The organism is Microtetraspora malaysiensis (genome assembly GCF_001528665.1).
Classification (GTDB): domain Bacteria; phylum Actinomycetota; class Actinomycetes; order Streptosporangiales; family Streptosporangiaceae; genus Microtetraspora_A; species Microtetraspora_A malaysiensis.
Genome location: NZ_BBYJ01000037.1, coordinates 62238 through 81064, shown reverse-complemented (window position 1 = coordinate 81064; position 18827 = coordinate 62238). Strand labels below are relative to the sequence as shown.

The following is an 18827-nucleotide window of genomic DNA, read 5'->3' as shown; positions in this document are numbered from 1 at the left end:
ACAGTTGGCAGCTGATGGCCTTCCACGCGAAGACCGATGCCGACGTCCACGCCGACCGCTGGGAAGTCCACCCCGCGGAGGAAGAGGTCAGGCTGGTGGCCGGCACCGCTGCCATCGTCTCGCGCGGACTGTGGCACCACGTCGAGCTGGACGTCCCCAACAACATCATGGCCGTCACCCTGCCGCGAGGCAGCCGCCTGGAGATGCGGACCGGAGCCTGGAAGCCCAGGCCGGCCCGCTCGCACCCTGCCCCTTCATCCACCGCCGCCCCCTCATCCACCATCGGCTCGGCCACGGGCCGGGTCGTGACGAGATCGACGCAAACCGGAGAACGATGACCAGCACCACCGACCTCGCTCAGACGATTGAGCAACCCGATGCCGATTCCGCGGCGGGACCGAGCATGACTCGGCTGTTGCGCCCTCATTTGCGGAGTTTCGTGGCTGTGGCGCTCCTGCAGGTCATTGGCGCGCTCGCGGGTCTGGCCCCGCTGCTGGCGGTCGTCGAGCTGGGCCGTACCCTGCTGTCGCCCGGCCCGATCGACCACACGCACGTCTGGACCGTCGTGACCGCGGGTGCGGCCGGCCTGCTCGTCCGGCTGCTGTTCACCGCCGCGTCGGCGGGAATCGGGCATCTTCTCGACAGCCGGGTGCAACTGACGTTCCGCCGGCAGCTGGCCGCGTCGCTGGGACACGTCCCGCTCGGCTGGTTCTCCCGGCGCCGCACCGGCGAGCTGGCCAAGGTGGTGAACGAGGACGTGAGTGCCGTGCACCCGTTCATCGCCCACGCCCCCGGCGAGCTCGTCGCCGCGTTCGTGGTGCCCCTGGTGTCGCTGATCTACTTGTTCACCGTCGACTGGCGGCTCACGCTGATCACGCTGATCCCGGTGGTGCTGGCGATAGCGCTGGTCCCGCTGCTGATGCTGCCCGCCAGGACGCGCGAGCAGGAGGCTTACGACGCGGCCATGGGACGGATCGCCAGTTCCGTAGTCGAGTTCGTGCAAGGCATCTCGGTGGTCAAGGCGTTCGGCGGCGGCGAGCGCGCCCACCGCGCGTTCCTGACGGCCGCCGACGACTTCGTCAGCATCTTCTCCCGCTGGGTGCGCGGCATGTCCGCGGTCGCCGCCGGGATGCAGCTGGCGCTGTCGCCGCCGTTCGTGCTGCTCGTCGTGCTGATCGGTGGCTCGGCGCTGATCGCGTCTGGTGGCCTGGCCCCGGCGGATCTGCTGCCGTTCCTACTCCTCGGGCTGGGACTGACCGCTCCGGTGGCGGCGCTCGGCCACGGCTTCGACGATCTGCAGAGCGCCGGCCGCGCGGTCGGCCGGATCAAAGACGTGCTCGCCGTTCCGCCGCTGCCCGAGCCTGCCCACCCGCGCCCGCCGCAGGGGCACCGGGTGGAACTGCGTGACGTCCGTTTCGCCTATGACGCCGATCACGAGGTGCTGCGCGGCATTGACCTGGTGCTGGAGCCGGGGACGGTCACCGCGGTCGTCGGGCCGTCGGGAAGCGGCAAGTCCACGCTGGTTCAGCTGTTGCCACGGTTCTTCGACCCCACTCACGGCTCGGTCCTTCTCGGCGGCGTCGATCTGCGTGAGATCGGCAGCCGGGAGCTGTATCGGCGGGTGTCCTTCGTCTTGCAGGACGTCCGTCTGCTGCACGCCTCGGTCGCCGACAACATCGCGCTGGCGATGCCACAGGCCGGCCGCGACGACGTGGTCCGCGCCGCCCGGTTGGCCGGCATCCACGACCGCGTCCTCCGGTTGCCGCGCGGATATGACACGGTGCTCGGTGAAGAGACCAAGCTGTCCGGAGGCGAGGCGCAGCGGATCTCGATCGCCCGCGCCCTGCTGGCCGACGCGCCCATTCTGGTGCTGGACGAGGCGACCTCCTTCGCCGACCCGCAGACCGAACAGGCGATCCGCCGGGCTCTGGCGACGCTGAGCGGCGACCGCACGATCGTCGTCATCGCCCACCGGCTGGAGACGGTCGCCGACGCCGACACCGTCGTGGTGCTGGAGGACGGAGCGATCGTCGAACGCGGCAGGCCCACTGACCTGCTGGAAAGAGGCGGGAGACTCGCCGCGTTCTGGCGATCCCGCCAATCCGCCGAGATCGAAACCCATGGTGGCGTACTGCGAGGAGACGAGCCCCGATGATCCGAATGCTGCTGCGCGTGCTCGGGGACGAGTACGCCTGGGCAATGCGCCGCACCGTGATCCTGATGACGGTCACCGCGGTGGTCGAAGGTTTGTCCTACGCGCTGCTGGTCCCGGTGCTGCGGGCGCTGCTCGGCAGCACGCCCGCGGACGCCGTGCCCTGGCTGGTCGCGTTCGGGGCCGCGGTCGCCCTCTACGCCGTGCTGCGCTACATCAGCGACTTGTCCGGCATGCGGGTCGGGACCACCATGTTGCGCGGCATGTATCACCGGCTTGGCGAGCACCTGGCCCGCCTCCCTCTCGGCTGGTACAACGCCGGTCGCATCGGCGAGGTGTCCGTCCTGGCCGGCCGCGGCCTCCTGCAAGCCATGGGCGTGGCCGCGCATCTGCTGGCACCGTTCATCTCCGCCCTGGTCACGCCCCTGACCATCGTGGCCGTGATGACCGCCTTCAACTGGCGGATGGGACTGGCCGCGTTGCTCGCCGCACCCGTGGTGGCGGCGATCCAGGCCCGGACGGCACGCGCGACGGCCGCCGCCGACGCCGAGCGTCACGAACGCGACCAGGAGGCCGGCGGACGCGTCATCGAATTCCTCCGGGACCAGCCGCTGCTACGGGCCGCCGGTCGGACCGGCGAACGCTTCCAACTGCTCGATGACTCGCTCCTGGATGTCCAGCGTGCCTCCCGCCGTACCGTGCTGGCCACGCTGCCCAGCGCCGTGGGACTGACGCTCACCGTGCAGGCGATCTTCACAGCGTTGCTGGTGCTGGGCGCCCACCTCGCGCTCGGCGGGAACATCGGCGCGGCGGAGATCCTGGCGATCCTGGTGCTGGCCGCCCGCTGCGCCGACCCCCTGCTGTCGCTGTCGGACATCGGCGGCAAACTCCGCGGCGCGCGTTCGGAGCTGGCCAGACTCGAGGCTGTGCTGCGCACCGAGCCGCTGCGGGAACCGCGCGAGCCGATCCAGCCGGCGCACCACGGCCTGGAGTTCGACGCCGTCACCTTCCGGCACGGCCAGCGCACGGTGTTCGACGAGATGTCGCTTACCGTCCCTGAGGGACAGCGGCTCGCGGTCGTCGGGCCGTCCGGCGCGGGCAAGAGCACACTGCTGCAGCTACTGGCACGCTTCTACGACGTGGACGCCGGCGCGGTACGCGTGGGAGGCGTGGACGTGCGCGCGATCAGCACCGAAGGGTTGATGGCGCGGATCGCCATCGTCTTCCAGGACGTCTATCTCTTCGACGGCACCATCGAGGAGAACGTACGTCTGGGCCGCCCCGACGCGGACGTCGCCGAGGTGCGGGCGGCGGCGACCGCGGCGCGGCTGGACGAGGTGATCGAGCGACTGCCCGCTGGCTGGGAAACCAATGTCGGCGAGGGCGGCACACTGCTGTCAGGCGGTGAGCGCCAGCGTGTCTCGATCGCGCGGGCGCTGCTGAAGAACGCGCCCATTGTCATGCTGGACGAGGTGACCTCGGCGCTGGACCCGATGAACGAGGCAGCCGTCCACGAGGGGATCGAGCACCTGATGGCCGGCCGGACGGTGGTCATGGTCGCGCACCGGATGCGGACCGTCCAACGCGCCGACCGCATCGCCTTTCTGGACGGCGGCCGGATCGTGGAGGAAGGCAGCCACGCCGACCTGCTCGACCATGGCGGCCGCTACGCCGACTTCTGGAACCTCTCCATGGCTCCCGCCGCGCGGGAATGAGCCCGCCAGGCCCGTGTTCCGGACTTGGGGACCTCGGTACAGCCGTTATGGCCACGGCCGCCGGTCTTCAACTCCACGGGAACATTTGTCCAAGACCGACGCTCGGCCGCCCGTGCATAGTCTCCGCATGAGTGAATACGACATTGAGCACTCGCATGGGATGCACGTGGTCCATGACGGCCCGCGGCAGGCGCCGCCGTTGTTGCTCATCCACGGGTCGGGGGCCTCGGGCGGCTTCTGGGGCCCGGTGGTCCCGGCGCTGGCCGGCCACCATCACGTCATCCGCGTTGACCTGCCGGGTTGCGGTCAGTCCCCGCCCGCGCCGTCGTATGACGTGCCCGCGCAGGCGGGCCAGGTGGCGGCGCTGCTGGACGACCTCGGGCTTCGTCACGTCGCCGCGGCCGGGCACTCCAGCGGCGGCTATGTCGCCACCGCGCTTGCCGAGCAACGTCCCGACCTCGTGGGTTCGCTTGCATTGATCAGTAGCGGCCCGAGTCCGGATGCGCTCCTCCGGCAGCCGTTCATCCTGCGGGCCCTGCTGGCCCCGCCGTTGGGCCCGCTGCTGTGGCCGAGGCGTTCGGATGCGATGATCCGCAAGGGGATCAGCGCGACGGCCGTTCGCCCGGTGGACCTCCCGGACGACGTGGTCGCCGACGTACGGGGCATCACCTACCGGGTGATGCGGGCGGTGCTGCGCCGCAACACCGCCTACATCGCCGAGCGGAGCGTGCCCGAGCGTCTGGCCGCTCTCGATGTCCCCGTGCAGGTGATCTTCGGCGCTGCCGACCCCCGTTGGGAGCCGTCGTCGGCGCACCGGTACGACGCGGTGCCGGACGCGCGGGTCGAGCTGCTGCCCGGCGTCGGGCACCTGCCCATGCTGGAAGCGCCCGAGACGGTCGGCGAACTGCTGCTGAGCTTCACGGCGACGGGCCGCCGACGACCGGTGATCCCCTGATGCCTAGACTGGCCGTGTGTTGTCGGCCGGTACGCCACCTGACCAGGCGTGGGTGGACGTCGCAGTCCCCCGCCCGTCGGTTCGGCTGCCGGGGGTCAGCATGGCCGGGTTCCGCCATCGTGCCCCGGCCTTGGTGGACATCGCCATGGTCGCGTACCCGTCCGTCACCCTGCTCGTCGATCTGAGCGAGGGAGAAGGCGTCGTCTACGAAACCCATGGCCGGCACGAGCGCGGCAGTGTCGTCGTCGGGCTCCTCCCCGGCGATCTCCGGGCGGCTGGCTGGGGAGCCGGCCAGTGCCTCCAGATCCGGCTGGAGCCGGTCGCGGCGGCTGCGTTGTTCGGCGCATCGACCGAGCTCAGCGGGACGGTGGTAGCCCTTAAGGAGGTCTGGGGCCGCGACGCCGAGCGAGCCGAGGACAGGCTGCGCACCGCCGCGTCGTGGGACGAACGATTCACGATCGCGGTGGACATCCTCGGCCGACGGCTGGGCGCCCACCCACCGGTCGATCCGCAGGTCGCCTACGCCTGGCGGCGGACGCTCACCAGCCGGGGACGGGTGCGGGTCGACGGCCTGGCGGACGAGGTCGGCTGGAGCCGCAAGCGCCTGTGGTCCCGCTTCCGGTCCCAGCTCGGCATCACCCCCAAACGCGCCGCCCGGCTGGTGCGCTTCGACCACGCCGCCCACCTACTCGCGGCGGGTCACGCCGCCGCCCGCGTTGCCGCCGAGAGCGGCTACGTCGACCAGTCCCACCTCCACCGCGAGGTCACGACGTTTGCCGGGCTCACGCCCACGGCCCTGGCCGTCGCGCCGTGGCTCGCGGTCGACGACGTCGCGTGGCCGGCTTCATCGCCGACCCAGCGCCCGGCGAAGGATGGCGAACGCATCCCCGACCTTCGTTGAACAGCTTGCCTACACGATGCGGCTGCCACGCGCCGCGCAGGTGGAGAGACCCGCCGCGTCAGGGCGGTTTCGTCAAAGTCCCCGCGGAAGGTTCGCTGGTCGTGGCCGCATCTCGAGAACTTCCGGCTGAGCCGGCGCGATCGTGAGCTGCCAAGCCGTGGCCAGGCCGACATCGACGCCTGGCGCCTACCTGGGGTGCCACCGGAAAACGAAACGGGCCGCGGGCTGATCACCGGTCGTTAGTATCTGGTGGTTCGCGCTGGTTGGTAACGGTTTCCGGGGGGTCGGGTGGCGTCGATCGATCGGACGGCCTATCCGAGGTTCGCGAGGGCGGTGTCTGCTCGGGACTCACCCTCCGGGTCATGACACCACCCGTGCTCGACGAGCAGGATGCTCATACCGGTGTGCGCCGGCTTCGCGTCGGGGGCGGTCTTGCACAGCCGCCGATATGGCCGCCCAGGCCGGTTCAGGCACGAAATCCGGGGAACATCACGGCCTCCAAGAAACCCGGCGCAGTTCACCGCCGCCTGGTCCGACAGTGGTGGACGTACCCGAACCGGCCAAGCCGCCCGAGGACGAGCAAGGAGATCCGGGACCTGGTAGCGCGGTTGGCGTGGGAGAACCCGGCTTGGGGATACCGCAGGGTGCACGGTGAACTCGTCCGACTCGGCTACCAGGTCAGCGAAGCGACCGTGCGGCGGATCCTGCGGCGCCGGCGGTTCGGCCCGGCTCCCCGGAACGTGACCTGGTCACCTCGGCGATCAGGCCGCTGCTGAACGTGCTCGCTGTCACGCTTCTCCACACACCGAGCGCTCGCCAGGAGCGACGGCACGCTCGCCGACATCCCCGAGCTGTGTCCGGCTCGACGGCGTCGATAAGTCGATGGCGAGGGTGGAACCGGCTATGGCACGGTGTGGGGGTGTCTGAGCAGTTCTCCCCGCCGCAAAGCATGGACGAGGCGATCGCCGCGGAACGGACCGGGCATCTCCTGCGCTACCTCTATTTCTGGGGGCATCGCCCGCCCAGGGGCGGCGGCGTCGGTCCCGGCTGCCTGTCGCAATGGTGGCCGGTCACCTTCACCGAGAACGGCCGCACCTTCGCCTCCGCCGAGCACTACATGATGGCGCACAAGGCCTGGCTGTTCAGCGACGCCCCAACCGCCGAACGAATCCTCACGGCCGGCCACCCGGGTGAGGCCAAGACGCTCGGCCGGGCCATACGCGGCTTCGATCAGCGGGTCTGGAACGCCCACCGTTTCGACGTCGTCGTGCGCGGCAACACCGCCAAGTTCGGCCAGCACCCCGAGCTACGGCGTTACCTGCTGTCCACCAGGAACCGGGTCCTGGTCGAGGCCAGCCCGAACGACCGTATCTGGGGCATCGGCCTTGCCGCCGACGACGACCGCGCCGCCTCCCCCGCCACCTGGCAGGGCCTCAACCTGCTCGGATTCGCGCTGATGGCGACCCGCGGCGCGCTGGAGACGGGGGCATGAGCTTCGGCACCTACGCCCGGCGCGTACGTGACCGGAATCTTCCGTACGGCGCGCGGTATTCCGCGCTGCGCTGCGCGGTCGAGCGGTATATGCCGCTGGGGTTCAACGCCACATGGGCCTACATCACCGGTCGCGCCGGCAACGTCCGCACCGACGAGGCCGCGCTCATCCGCGCCCTGAACGTATTGGAGGTCAGCCGGAAGGCCCGGCAGGCGGAGCTGGCCGAGTTCGCGTGCCGCCGCGGCGCGGACAAGGAACAACGGCACAGCCGTACGGTAACGGAGGAGGAGATTCGCTACCGATACGGCTACCGCTGGCCGGGCCCGGACGCGCACGAGGCGACGCTGCGGACCGTCACAGCGCTGTGGGACGAGCACACGCGCCTGCCGTTCCCCGACGTCCCGCCGGGCCCGAAGGGTGGCCTGGTGGAACTGGATACCTCCATCGCAGGCATGATCTGGACCTACCTACAACGCGAAGGGAACCTGCACCCCGACCACCGGCGCCTGCTGCGGGACTGCCTGGCCGACCTTCGGGGGCTTCGCCTCAGCTTCCCCGTCCCCTCTGGTTTCTTTCGATTGCGAAAGATGGCGGAACTGATCGCGCATGACGCCCTGCCGCTGATCCGCCTCGCATGGGCGGGCGATGCCGCTCACATCGCCGAGGTCTTCCTCGCCGCCCGCGCCCAGATGACCGGCCTGCCCCACCTGCGTTCCGACGAGCAGACCCGGGCCTGGGTCAGCGACGTCATGCTTCCGGCATCCGTGGTATGGGTCGCCGAGCTACACGAACGGGTTGTGGGTTTCGCCGCCCTGCGCGGCGACCTGCTGGAGCACCTGTACGTCACGCCCGACGCCCAGGGAAGCGCCATCGGCACCGCACTGCTGGACAAGGCCAAGAAGGCTCGACCGGGTGGGCTCGGCCTTTGCGTGTTCCAGCCGAACACCGGCGCCCGCCGCTTCTACGAGCGCCGCCGCTTCACTCTGATGGAGGAGGGGGACGGCAGCGGCAACGAGGAGAACCTGCCCGACGCCCGCTACCGGTGGCGGGAGATCGACGAACCCCGGCAGGTGGAGCCGTCCGGGCTCAACGAGGGTCTCACCTGCGCCTTCCCTGACGTGCTCGCACACGATGTCACCGCCGTGGTCAACGCCCTCCCCACCGCCAGGCACACCCCTTCTGCTTCCTTCCGCGCGATCGTGGGCGACGACAGCCTCACCATCCCGGCACGGATCTACAACCCCGAACCCGCCCCCTAGGCGCTCGGCGGTCTTTCTCCGCTCCGCCGGACGATCCTGCACTGCATCTACACCCGCCACCACGACGGCTACGTCCGCCGGCGCCACCTCCGGCAGATCATCGGCTCGCTCGAGCCATGGGTCCTCCCCTACATCGTGTACCTGATCGGGGAGTACGTCGTTGAGATCGTGACCGACATCCAGACCTCGCTCGGCGACCTCAGCACCGCGGGCTCCCCGACCCACCGCGCCTTCGGGCGCTTCCTCGCCGACAACCCCGGACTCCTCGCCCTCATCGACCAGCGCGTGGCCAGCTACTGGTCCTGCTACCACCGGTGGGATTTCCCCCGGCTGGCCGACTATCCCGGACGCCTGCTCGTCACCGCCATGCGCGCCGCCGCAACCTCTGCTGGATCCGCGCCCGTAGCCGGACCCACTCGCCTTCGTCGGCCACAGCCTCCACGAGCAGCGGCGACAATCCCGCAAACACCACCCTCATGAACTGGGAAAGACCATGCACGGCTCACTGCGACGCAGCAGGGTCCCCTCGCCACCACCCAATACCTGTGACAGAGCCGGAAGAGAGCCCCAGAGCCGTTGGCGCTGGACAGCCCCTTCGTTCGTGGGGTCTGTCCATCCAGGGCCAAGACCCGTACAGTCCCCGTCCGTCGAATCCAACGGGCCACCACTCGTGGGCCTGGTTCCTGGCACGGTGAGCGCTTCGCTGGTCCCGTAGGAACTTCTCGCTACGACCGAGGGCGGAGGGTCGCCCCCTCCTTGGAGATTTCCCGGACTCCTTCCAACGCGATAAGCCGTGGTGAACTCGGACTCGTAGGTGTCGAAATCTCCTGGATGGACGATCGCTCCCGAGTATTGAGCAGGCAGTGGCATCCGTTCGGCGGTCGCCGACCGCCCCCTCCGCTCCGGGAGAATGCAGGCATGGTTGAACAGAGCATCTGGATGCAGAAGGTCGCGGCCGACCCCGGTCACTCCACGTGGTTCATTGAGCGCTTCCGTTCCATGTCTCGCGCTGGTGACGACCTCGCCGGGGAGGCCCGCCTCGTGGACGCCATGGTGCCGCGCCGCGCCCGCGTCCTCGACGCCGGCTGCGGATCCGGCCGGGTCGGCGGCATGTTGGCCGAGGCCGGCCACGACGTTGTCGGCGTCGATGTCGACCCGGCTCTGATCGAGGCCGCCGAGCAGGACCACCCCGGGCCGCGCTGGATGGTCGGCGACCTGGCCGAACTCGACCTTCCTGCGCAGGGCATCACCACGCCGTTCGATGTCATCGTCTGCGCCGGGAACGTGATGACGTTCCTCGCGCCGAGCACCCGTCGTGAGGTGCTGAGACGGTTCCGTGCGCACCTCGCGCCGGAGGGCCGGGCCGCGATCGGCTTCGGCGCCGGCCGCGGCTACGAGTTCAGCGAGTTCTTTGCGGATGCGGCAGCCAGCGCGCTCGAACCCGACCTGCTGCTGTCCACCTGGGACCTGCGTCCGTTCGGGGACGACTCGAGCTTCCTGGTTGCTCTCCTCCGCCCTGCCTGACACGGCGGCTGAGGGCGGATGAGCAGGGACTGCGTGGAGGAGCAGCTTGGGCCTGCCTACCGTCATGCCCGGACGTGTGATGCGCCTCAACCGCTCGACATCGGCCCAGCTCACTTCGAGGGCGAGAATCTCGGCGTTGGTCCGCCATGGCTTCCCAGCCGGCGCCGGCCGCGGTAGCGGCCTTCGGCTTCCGCCGCGGTGATCCCCTCGGCGGTCAGCTCGTTTTGCGGGTCGCGCTGGAACTGCCCGACGGCGGCGATCAATGCGCACTGCTATGACCTCATATCGGGGGTTTTTCATGTCCGGCATCCATGTCCGAACCCAGCTCGTCCGTCCAGAGCCGCCCGCCCCGGGCGCCGGCCCGTATATGGGCCGCCTATCACGGCGAAGGCTCAGTCGGTACCCGCGAGGCCGTCGGCGTACGGCATCGGCGGCCCGCGTCCCGGCGCGGGCCGCACAGAAGGGAGGTCTCCTGGTCACGGCCTTATCGGCACGCCATCTCGGCCGGTACGTGAGGCTGCGGCTAGAACAACCGGCTGGCCCGTGCCTCGGCCGGCTCCTCAAGGTCCAGCAGGGTCTGCTTGCGCTCGAGCCCGCCGCCGAATCCCGTGAGCTTCCCGCCCGCGCCCACCACCCGGTGGCAGGGGATGACGATACTCACCGGGTTACGCCCCACCGCCTGACCTACGGACTGCGCGAGCCCCTTGCTCCCCAGCTCAACCGCGATATCGCCGTAGGTGATCCGCTCACCGTACGGGATCTCCCGCAGCAGCGCCCAGACCCGCTCCTGGAACTCGTCGCCGTTCGTCACCGCCGGGACATCGAACACCTGCCGGTCCCCGGCGAAGTACTCGTCGAGTTCGCTCTGCGCCTGCGCCAAAACCGGATCCGCCGATGCGGCGACGCGGCGGCCCCACGCCGACTGCGGGGGCGTGTACCGGTAGCGCGGAAAATACAGCCCCACCAGCGCGTCACCGTCGGCGACGACCAGCAGCCGCCCCACCGGGCTGTCCACATAGGCGTGTCGGACGTCCATTCTGATCTCCTGCCTGCAACCGCTGCCTGTCCACAACGTAGACGCGCGAGCGGCCTGAAACGTGAGACGCGTCCTGACGGTGAAGCGCTCCGGCTTCAGTGGAGGCTCACGCCGCTGACACTGTTGTGGCACGCGGGGGTGCGAGGTCTGCAGTAGCCCACCGTACGGAAAGCGGGCGCTGCGCGGTTCCGAGGGTGCCCGCCGTACGGAGACCCGTACGGCGGGCGCGACTCAGGGTGGGTCAGCCCAGCGACCGGCCTTCGGCGGCGTGCAGGCGCCGCCGGTGGTCGGCGAAGACCTCGTCATTGGAGGCCACCGTCGCCCCGGGCACCGTCGGCGAGACGAACGTGGGCAGCTCCACCCCGCGCCCGGCCAGCACCTTCGCAGTGCGGGTGACGATCTCATGGCTGACCACGCACGCGACCACGGTCGAGGCGCCGCCGACTGGCCGGTCCCAGCCCTCCACCGCGACGATCGCGTCCTCGACGGGCACGCCGGTGTCGACGGTCACGTCGCAGACCTCGGCGATGCGCTGCCCGCTGGAGTGCTCGGCGGGCCGGTCCAGGTTGGCCACCGAGGTCACGGCTACTGTGAACAGCCCGCGCTTGGCGCCGTACATGGCCGCCTCGACCGGCGCCGCATTCCGGCCGCCGTGCGAGTAGACGACCATCACGTCGCCGGGGCTCAGCGGCTCGTGGTCCAGGTACTGCTTCACGTAGCCCTCGGTGCGCTCAAGCCACAGCAGCTCGCGCACGCCGCCGGGCCCCAGCACGTTGTGCCACATCAGCCGGGGATCCGTCAGCGGGTGCAGACCGGAGAAGCTGCCGTAGCGGGGAAAGGCGTCCATGGTGGGGATGACCGAGTGGCCGCTGCCGTACAGGTGGATGAGGCCGCCGTTAGCGACGGCGTCGGCGCAGCGCTCAGCCACGGTGTCGAGCGCCGCACCCTGGGTGGAGTCAAGCCGGTCGAGCAACTCGATGATTTGCCGGGTGTAGGTCACAGAACCTCCTGGTTTCTTAGTGCGAGTCGCACCTGGTAGCGGTCGCCGCGCATCACGCTGCGGACGTATTCGAAGGGCCCGTGCGCATCGAAGGTGAGCCGTTCGACGTAGAAGGCGTGCGCGCCGGGCTCGACCCCGAGCGTCGAGGCGTCTTCGGCCAGCACTCCCCCCACGGTGAAGGTCTCCAGCGCCTCGCGCGGCACCAGGCCGTAGGTCTCCCTGAGAGTCTCGTAGAGGGACCGGCCGCCGAGGTCCAGCTCGTCGAGCCCGGGGAAGCGATCGAGCGGCAGCAGCGCCGTCTGCACACCGACGGGTTTGGCGCTGTCGGTGCGCAGCCTGCGCAGGAGCAGCAGCCGGTCGGCGGGACCCAGGCCCACCTCCTTGGGCAGGTCGCAGGCCGAAGCGCTGACGACGCGCTGCTCCAGGATCTGCGAGCCCGAGCGGTGCCCGAGCCCGGCCAGTTCGGCAGTGAAGGAGGTGACGCCGCGCGTGCCCGCCGTCAGGCTGGTGTCGCGGACGAACGTGCCCCTGCCCTGCTCGCGGACGAGCATGCCGCGGTCCACCAGCCTGGCCAGCGCCTGGCGGATGGTGACGCGGCTGACGCCGTACACCTTTCCGAGCTCGCCCTCGGTGGGCAGCTGGGCGCCCGGCAGCCACTCGCCGTCGTCGATGCGTTGCTGTAGAGCCCGCTCCACCTGCAGGTAGAGGGGCAGTCCAGAGGAGGGGTCCAGCCCCTTCACGATCACCATTCCGCTCCGATCCGGGCGGCCAGCAGCGCGCCCACCACCCCGGCGTCCGAGCCGAGTCCTGTCGCGGCCACCGGCACCAGGCCGCCGTCGGGGGAGGCGAACCGGGCAGTGTCCAACAGCGGCCCCAGCACGTCCATGGCGTCGGCCATCCCTCCGCCGATGAGCACGATCTCCGGGTCGATGACGCTGGCCAGAGCCGCGAGCCCGCGCGAGAGCCGTACGGCGTAGCCGCGCAACTCCTCCACCGCGGCGCTCTCCCCCGCCCTGGCGCGGGCCACCAACCCGGGGCCGCGGCCGCCGAGCGCGGAACCCGACGCGGCCGATTCGAAGTCGGGATGGTCTGGCATCGGCAGCCAGCCCCAGGAGCCCGCGCTGCCGTGCGCGCCGCGCCACACCCGGCCCTCGACCAGCAGCGCGCCGCCTATGCCCGTGCCGACGGCCACCAGTACGGCCGAGCGCCGCCCCTTGGCCGCGCCCTCGGTGGCCTCGGCCAGCAGGGTGAGGTGGCCGTCGAGGCCGAGCCGTACGGGGGCGTCGAGCAGTTCGGACAGGTCGTCAGCCAGTGGGCGGCCGGCCAGCCAAGGCAGGGCGGGCACGAAGCGCGGGACCCCGGCCGTGGAGGTGCCGGGCAGGCCGATCATGACCGCGTCGGCGTCGCGGCCGAGGCGAGCCAGCAGCGCCAGCAGGTCCTCGTAGTCGCCGGGGACGGCGTGCCGGACCACCCGGCCGCGTTCCCGGCCCGTCTCGGCGAGCGCGCGGACGGACGTGCCGCCGACGTCGATGCCGACGTGTCTCATCCCTTCACCCCTGTCCGCGACAGCGAGGCCACGAACACCCGCTGGGCCAGCAGAAACACCACGATCGTCGGCAGCGAGGCGATGAGCGCCCCCGCCATGACCACGTTCTGGTAGTGCACCGAGGTGCTGTAGCTGAGCAGCTGCGACAGCGCGAGCACGACGGGAAACTTGGCGTCGTCCTGCAGGATCGATAGCGGCCAGATGAAGTTGTTCCAGTAGAAGACGAAGGAGAAGATCGCCAGGCTCACCACCGCGGGACGCAACAGCGGCGTCACGACGCTCCATAGGATCCGCAGCTCGCTGGCGCCGTCCAGGCGAGCGGCCTCCAGCAGCTCGTCGGGCACGTCGGCGATGAACTGCCGCATGAGGAAGATGCCGAAGGCGTTGGCCAGCCACGGCAGCAGCACGCCAAGGTAGGTGTCGGCCAGCCCCATCGAGGAGACGAGCCAGTACAGCGGCACCAGCGTCACCACCGGCGGCAGGAACATGGTCGCCACCACGCCCCAGAACAGCACCTCGCGCCCGCGGAAGGTGTACTTCGCGAACACGTAGCCCGCCAGCACGCTGGTGACCAGCACCGACAGCGTCGCGACGCCGGCCAGCAGCAGGCTGTTGAGGAACGCCTGACCGAACTTCACCGTCTCGAAGACCTCGCCGAAGGCGGCCAGCGAGGGCGAGCTCGGGAACCAGGTCGGCGGGATGCGCTGCAGCTCCTGCGGCCCCTTGAGGCTGGAGGCGACCATCCAGTAGAGCGGGAACAGCGCCGGGATCAGCACCAGCGCGAGCCCCAGCTGGGCGAGTCTTCTCATGCCGATCGCCTCCGCACCACGGCCAGGAACGCCCCGCCCAGCGCCACCAACAGGAGCAGCAGGCTGAACGCCATCGCGCTGGCCTGGCCGGCCAGGCCGTGCTGGAAGGCGGCGCGCTGGATGGCGAACGACAGCACGGTCGTGCTCTCTGCAGGTCCACCCTGGGTGAGGATGTAGACGGGGTCGAAGACCTGGATCGCGTTGATGATCGCCACCAATCCGATGAAGATCGTGGTACGGCGCAGCAGCGGCAGCGTCACGTGCAGCGTCTGCCTCCACAGTCCGGCGCCGTCGATGCGGGCGGCCTCGTACAGGTCTCCGGGGATCTGGGTGAGCCCGGCGATCACCAGCACGGTGTAGTAGCCGGTCATCTGCCACAGGTGGAAGATCACCAGGGAGACCAGCGCCGTGTCGGGGGCGCTGAGCCAGGTGGGGTGCCAGGCGCCGAACAGCTGCGACAGCGGGCCGTACTCTGGGGCGTACAGGCCGCCCCAGACGATCGAGATGGCCACGGTCGGGATCACGTACGTTGAGAACAGGGCGGCGCGCACCAGGCCCTTGCCCGCCACGCGCGGGAAGTACAGCAGCATGCCGAGCGCAATCGACAGCGGCACGGTCACCACGACGACCAGCGCGACGTAGATCGCGGTGTTGGCCAGGGCGTTGTAGAAGCTGGAGTCGGCCAGCAGGCCCGCGTAGTTGTCCAACCCTCGCCAGGCCATGTCGCCCAGCGCGGTGTACATCGACCAGTCGTGCAGGCTGATCCAGAACGTCAGCCCGATCGGTACCACCGTGAACAGGCCGATGACCAGCATGGCGGGCGAGAGGAACGCGACCGCCGCCGCGCCCCTCCCGCGCCCGGCTACGCTCACGCGCCGGCCTTGGTCAGGATGTCGGACGCCTCTTTCTGCGCCGCGCTCATCGCCGCCTCCGGAGTCTCCTTGCCGAAGACGACGCTCTCCAGGTGCTTCTGTACGGCCTGGCTCATCGCCTCACCGCCGAGCACGGAGGGGAAGGGGACCGCGTTGGGCAGTTCCTTGATGTAGCCGGCCAGGAACGGGTCACTGTCGGCCGCGGCGTGCGCCTTCAGATCGGCGTTGCTGCTGGGCAGGATGCCCATGGAGGACAGGATGTCGCCAATGGCCGAGGAGCCGCCCATGCCGCTGGCCGAGCCGTTGAGGTAGTCGAGGAACTTCCACGCGGCCTGCTGCCTGGGCTGGTCGGCCTTGCCGTTGACGATGGTCAGCCAGGAGTAGGAGACCGGGGCGCTCTTGCTGCCCTGCGGACCGACCGGGATCGGGGCGACACCGACGTCCTGGTACTTGTCGCCCATGGCGTCCTTAAGGGCGCTCTGCCACCAGTTCGCCATGATGATCATGCCGGTCTTGCCGTTGACGAAGTTGTCCAGGTAGGGGCCGGTGGTGTTGGCGTTGGCGTTACTCATCTCCGGCTTGGTGGAGCCGGAGATGACCAGCTTGGCGTACAGCTGCGCGGCGGCGAGGGTCTTGGGGTCGTCCAGCTTGGGAGTGTTGCCGTCGAGGAGCTGCCCGCCGTTGGAGGTGACCAGGGACAGCCACGGGTGGACGGAGCCGGCGGGCCAGCTCGTGATCACGCCGAAGCCCTGCTTACCATTGCCGCTCAGCTTGGCGGCCGCGGCCTCCAGCTCATCCCAGGTCTTCGGCGGCTCGGCGATGCCCGCCTGGGCGAACAGCTTCTTGTTGTAGTTGAGCGCGTACAGGTCGACCTCGTTGGGGTAGCCGCGCGGACTGCCCTGCTTGGTGACGCCCTCGACGAGATTGGCCGGCCAGCCGGCGGTCAGCTTGCCGGCGGCGTCCTGCGGCATCGGCGCGGCCAGCCCGTCGCGGACGAGCTCGGGCAGCCACAGGTCGTAAATGCTGGCGATCGTGGGGCCGCTCGGGCTGGCGCCCTGGGTCCGCAGCGTGCTGAGCAGGTTACCGAACGGCACCGCCCTGATGTCCACGGAGATGCCCGGGTTGGCCTTCTCGAAGGCCGTAGCCGCAGCCTCAAGGGCCTTGACCTGTTCAGGACCCCAGTGGGTGAGGAACGAGATCTTGGTATTCCCGGATGACGATCCGCCGCCGCCACACGCGGCGGCCACCACCATCAGCGCGGCACCGGCCGCGGCTATCCGTATCGATTCCAAAGGGGGGCCTCCTGATTCATCAGGTCGTTAGGTTGTTATAACGAATATTTCGCCGCAAGGGAACCCCTCCGGATGAATCACCCAATAACCCACCACACCTGGTGTACCGGTCAGACCAATAGCCAAAGTGCCTGGTATGACATACGAGGGACCATTCCGGCTGGGGGACACCACACCGGACGGTATGCAGCATCTGCTGTCCCGGGCGGTCTGGGACGCCGACACCGTCCGCGATGACCTGCGCGACCATGTCGTGGAGGCCGGGGTCGGTGCGTGCTGGGTGGCTGGGGATGAGGTGTACGGGCAGAGCCCGCACCTGCGTGCTGAACTGCAGGAGCGCCAGGTCGGCTACGTGCTCGCCGTCGCCTCCAGCCATCGTGTAACCACCGGCGCCGGCGCCGACCGCGCCGATCAGGTGATCTTCGATCTGCCGGAACGGGCCTGGCAACGGTTAACGGCCGGTCCGGGCGCCAAGGGCCACCGCTGCTACGACTGGGCGTTGGTGAAGATCGACCCGAAACAGCCCGGACGCCACTGGTTGCTGATCCGCCGCACCCGGCGCACCAGCGAACTGGCCTTCTACCGCTGCTACGCCCCCGGCCCGGTCCCACTGCCCGTTCTTGTCCAGGTGGCGGGCCGCAGGTGGACGATCGAGGAGTGCTTCCGGACCGGCAAGGGGCTGACCGGCCTGGATGAGCATCAGGTTCGCCGCTGGAGATCCTGGTACCGGTGGACCACCCTGGCCATGCTGGCCCACGCCTTCCTCGCCGCGGCGGCTGTCTCCGAACGCGCGGCACAGCCGGCCGGCCCCGGACTGACATCGTTGACTCTCGGCGAGATCCGGCACATGCTCGTCCACCTGATCAACCGCACTCCCCGCGACGTGGCGGATGTCCTGTGCTGGTCCCTGTGGCGACGCCGGCATCAAGCGCGCCCAGACAGCAGGGTGGCTTTGAACGAGGGATACAGCACCAGCTTCCCGAAACTGTCCCCGGGCGTGAGTACTTTGAGCTGGTGACCGCCGACACTCTGCCCTCCGAATCCCCTGAGCGGCTGCGCGCCGCCATGGTCACGACGCTGACCGAGCAGGGATACATCCGTTCCCCGGAGGTTCAAGCGGCGTTCGCCGCAGTCCCGCGGGAACGGTTCGCCCCCGAAGCATCGCTCACCGCCGCCTACTCGCCCCAGGACGTGGTCATCACCAAGCGGGACACGACAGGGAGGGCGACGAGTTCGGTCTCCGCGCCGTGGCTCCAAGCCGAGATGTTGGAAGCCGCCCGCCTCTTTCGCGGAGCACGCGTTCTCGAGGTCGGGAGCGGCGGGTACAACGCAGCTCTGATCGCCGAGATCGTCGGCCCCGAAGGGCTGGTGGTCACCGTCGACATCGACCCGTACGTCACCGAGCGCGCAGAACGCTTTCTGGCCGAGACTGGCTACCCGCAGGTGAAGGTCGTCCTCGGAGACGCCGAACACGCCGCCGAAGAGCATGCCCCGGAGGGCGGATACGACGCCATCATCGTGACCGTGGGGGCCTGGGATTGCCCGTGGCGGCACCTGCTCGCCAAGAGCGGCCGCATGATCATCCCGCTCCGCTTCTCCACGATCACCCGATCGTTCACCTTCGTCCATGACGGCGACCGGTTGCGGGGCCTCGACCCGACCGTGTGCGGGTTCGTCGCGATCCAGGGCGCCGGCGCCCACCTCAATCAGGAGGCCGTCCTTGCGGACGGGGCCGTGACGCTGACCGTCGAGGGCGGCCCCACGGTCGACGTCGCCGCCCTCGATCAGGCTTTGATGGGGGAACGAGCCCAGCTATGGACCGGCGTGACGATTGCCCGCGGGGAACCGTTCGACTCGATGCACCTACGGATCGCGACGGTCGACGACAGGTTCGGCATGATCTGGCGAAACCCGGACCGGGGCGGTGACCTCGTCGACCTGGCGATGCGCTGGTTCTGCCCAGTTCTCGTCACCCCGAACAGCTTCGCCTACCTCACCCTCCGCGATGTTTCTCGCGATGAGGAGGCCGGGGAGCGCAGGTGGGAGTTCGGCGTCTACGGGCACGGTCCCAGCCGCACCGAGCTCTCCCGGCAACTCTGTGACCATGTGCAGAGCTGGGACCGCGACTGGCGCGACCACTCCGGCCCTGACTTCTCTCTCTATCCCGCCGACGCCACCGTGCCGGAACCCGCCGATGGCCGGATCTTCCGCAAACATCACACCCAACTGGTCATGGCCTGGACGTGACGATCGCATAGAAACAACGCCGCCTTT

At 69.6% G+C, this 18827-nt stretch carries 18 protein-coding genes and 2 pseudogenes; 12 read left to right on the top strand and 8 right to left on the bottom strand.

The window, feature by feature from the left end:
• The 10 genes and pseudogenes from AWQ71_RS44130 to AWQ71_RS35985 form a co-directional block, all read left to right on the top strand.
• A pseudogene (locus AWQ71_RS44130) lies at window positions 1–338 on the top strand (hypothetical protein); the annotation flags it as partial.
• Window positions 339–439: 101 nt separating this feature from the next.
• A complete protein-coding gene (locus tag AWQ71_RS36015) occupies window positions 440–2155 on the top strand; it encodes an ABC transporter ATP-binding protein (protein WP_245658857.1) in 1716 nt (571 codons plus the stop codon).
• Entirely contained in the window at window positions 2152–3867 is a 1716-nt protein-coding gene (locus AWQ71_RS36010) for an ABC transporter ATP-binding protein (RefSeq protein ID WP_067142589.1), read from the top strand. Before AWQ71_RS36015 ends, AWQ71_RS36010 begins: the two co-directional genes overlap by 4 nt.
• Window positions 3868–3994: 127 nt before the next feature.
• Window positions 3995–4822 carry an alpha/beta fold hydrolase gene (locus tag AWQ71_RS36005; protein ID WP_169806712.1) on the top strand — a complete coding sequence of 276 codons (828 nt, stop codon included), beginning with the start codon at window positions 3995–3997 and terminating at the stop codon, window positions 4820–4822.
• Between the two features lie 16 nt (window positions 4823–4838).
• A complete protein-coding gene (locus AWQ71_RS36000) occupies window positions 4839–5723 on the top strand; it encodes a helix-turn-helix domain-containing protein (RefSeq protein WP_245658845.1) in 885 nt (294 codons plus the stop codon).
• A gap of 362 nt (window positions 5724–6085) precedes the next feature.
• Window positions 6086–6499, top strand: coding sequence for an IS3 family transposase (locus tag AWQ71_RS44780; RefSeq protein WP_157570776.1), 414 nt, complete (start codon window positions 6086–6088; stop codon window positions 6497–6499).
• 173 nt (window positions 6500–6672) lie between these two features.
• Entirely contained in the window at window positions 6673–7215 is a 543-nt protein-coding gene (gene ybiA / locus AWQ71_RS35995; RefSeq protein WP_067142580.1) for a riboflavin biosynthesis intermediates N-glycosidase, read from the top strand.
• Window positions 7212–8474, top strand: a complete 1263-nt coding sequence (locus AWQ71_RS43490) for a GNAT family N-acetyltransferase (RefSeq protein WP_067142577.1) — start codon at window positions 7212–7214, stop codon at window positions 8472–8474. Before ybiA ends, AWQ71_RS43490 begins: the two co-directional genes overlap by 4 nt.
• Window positions 8475–8609: 135 nt before the next feature.
• A complete protein-coding gene (locus AWQ71_RS42270) occupies window positions 8610–8954 on the top strand; it encodes a hypothetical protein (RefSeq protein ID WP_157570775.1) in 345 nt (114 codons plus the stop codon).
• Window positions 8955–9305: 351 nt separating this feature from the next.
• Window positions 9306–9998: a class I SAM-dependent methyltransferase gene (locus AWQ71_RS35985; protein WP_245658838.1), complete on the top strand. Its 693-nt coding sequence runs from the start codon at window positions 9306–9308 to the stop codon at window positions 9996–9998.
• 110 nt (window positions 9999–10108) lie between these two features.
• Here the strand turns inward: AWQ71_RS35985 and AWQ71_RS42265 are convergent, their stop codons facing one another.
• The 8 genes from AWQ71_RS42265 to AWQ71_RS35950 form a co-directional block, all read right to left on the bottom strand.
• Window positions 10109–10261: a hypothetical protein gene (locus AWQ71_RS42265; protein ID WP_157570774.1), complete on the bottom strand. Its 153-nt coding sequence runs from the start codon at window positions 10259–10261 to the stop codon at window positions 10109–10111.
• 260 nt (window positions 10262–10521) lie between these two features.
• Window positions 10522–11034 (bottom strand): methylated-DNA--[protein]-cysteine S-methyltransferase, encoded by a 513-nt coding sequence (locus AWQ71_RS35980; RefSeq protein WP_067142572.1) that lies wholly within the window; start codon window positions 11032–11034, stop codon window positions 10522–10524.
• Window positions 11035–11275: 241 nt separating this feature from the next.
• A complete protein-coding gene (locus tag AWQ71_RS35975; RefSeq protein ID WP_067142570.1) occupies window positions 11276–12034 on the bottom strand; it encodes a sugar isomerase domain-containing protein in 759 nt (252 codons plus the stop codon).
• A complete protein-coding gene (locus AWQ71_RS35970; RefSeq protein ID WP_067142567.1) occupies window positions 12031–12783 on the bottom strand; it encodes a GntR family transcriptional regulator in 753 nt (250 codons plus the stop codon). The genes AWQ71_RS35975 and AWQ71_RS35970 overlap by 4 nt, the downstream gene beginning before the upstream one ends.
• Window positions 12777–13580: an ROK family protein gene (locus tag AWQ71_RS35965; RefSeq protein ID WP_067142564.1), complete on the bottom strand. Its 804-nt coding sequence runs from the start codon at window positions 13578–13580 to the stop codon at window positions 12777–12779. Before AWQ71_RS35965 ends, AWQ71_RS35970 begins: the two co-directional genes overlap by 7 nt.
• Window positions 13577–14389 carry a carbohydrate ABC transporter permease gene (locus AWQ71_RS35960; RefSeq protein WP_067142560.1) on the bottom strand — a complete coding sequence of 271 codons (813 nt, stop codon included), beginning with the start codon at window positions 14387–14389 and terminating at the stop codon, window positions 13577–13579. Before AWQ71_RS35960 ends, AWQ71_RS35965 begins: the two co-directional genes overlap by 4 nt.
• Window positions 14386–15261, bottom strand: coding sequence for a carbohydrate ABC transporter permease (locus tag AWQ71_RS35955; RefSeq protein WP_157570773.1), 876 nt, complete (start codon window positions 15259–15261; stop codon window positions 14386–14388). The genes AWQ71_RS35960 and AWQ71_RS35955 overlap by 4 nt, the downstream gene beginning before the upstream one ends.
• Window positions 15258–16553: an extracellular solute-binding protein gene (locus AWQ71_RS35950; RefSeq protein WP_218002097.1), complete on the bottom strand. Its 1296-nt coding sequence runs from the start codon at window positions 16551–16553 to the stop codon at window positions 15258–15260. The genes AWQ71_RS35955 and AWQ71_RS35950 overlap by 4 nt, the downstream gene beginning before the upstream one ends.
• A 163-nt stretch (window positions 16554–16716) precedes the next feature.
• Between AWQ71_RS35950 and AWQ71_RS35945 the strand changes: the two are divergent.
• Window positions 16717–17571: pseudogene (locus tag AWQ71_RS35945) on the top strand (IS701 family transposase); the annotation flags it as partial.
• On the top strand, window positions 17568–18800 hold the full coding sequence (gene fxlM, locus AWQ71_RS35940) for a methyltransferase, FxLD system (protein ID WP_084259686.1): 1233 nt from the start codon (window positions 17568–17570) through the stop codon (window positions 18798–18800). The pseudogene AWQ71_RS35945 and the gene fxlM, both read left to right, overlap by 4 nt.
• Window positions 18801–18827: the final 27 nt, after the last annotated feature.

Bases quoted from the DNA above. Each gene is read 5' to 3' on its own strand.
- AWQ71_RS36010 (WP_067142589.1), top strand. From the start codon at position 2,152: ATGATCCGAATGCTGCTGCGCGTGCTCGGGGACGAGTACGCCTGGGCA.
- AWQ71_RS36005 (WP_169806712.1), top strand. From the start codon at position 3,995: ATGAGTGAATACGACATTGAGCACTCGCATGGGATGCACGTGGTCCAT.
- AWQ71_RS35985 (WP_245658838.1), top strand. From the start codon at position 9,306: ATGGACGATCGCTCCCGAGTATTGAGCAGGCAGTGGCATCCGTTCGGC.
- AWQ71_RS44780 (WP_157570776.1), top strand. From the start codon at position 6,086: ATGACACCACCCGTGCTCGACGAGCAGGATGCTCATACCGGTGTGCGC.
- AWQ71_RS35980 (WP_067142572.1), bottom strand. From the start codon at position 11,034: ATGGACGTCCGACACGCCTATGTGGACAGCCCGGTGGGGCGGCTGCTG.
- AWQ71_RS35970 (WP_067142567.1), bottom strand. From the start codon at position 12,783: ATGGTGATCGTGAAGGGGCTGGACCCCTCCTCTGGACTGCCCCTCTAC.
- AWQ71_RS35965 (WP_067142564.1), bottom strand. From the start codon at position 13,580: ATGAGACACGTCGGCATCGACGTCGGCGGCACGTCCGTCCGCGCGCTC.
- AWQ71_RS35960 (WP_067142560.1), bottom strand. From the start codon at position 14,389: ATGAGAAGACTCGCCCAGCTGGGGCTCGCGCTGGTGCTGATCCCGGCG.
- ybiA (WP_067142580.1), top strand. From the start codon at position 6,673: ATGGACGAGGCGATCGCCGCGGAACGGACCGGGCATCTCCTGCGCTAC.
- AWQ71_RS43490 (WP_067142577.1), top strand. From the start codon at position 7,212: ATGAGCTTCGGCACCTACGCCCGGCGCGTACGTGACCGGAATCTTCCG.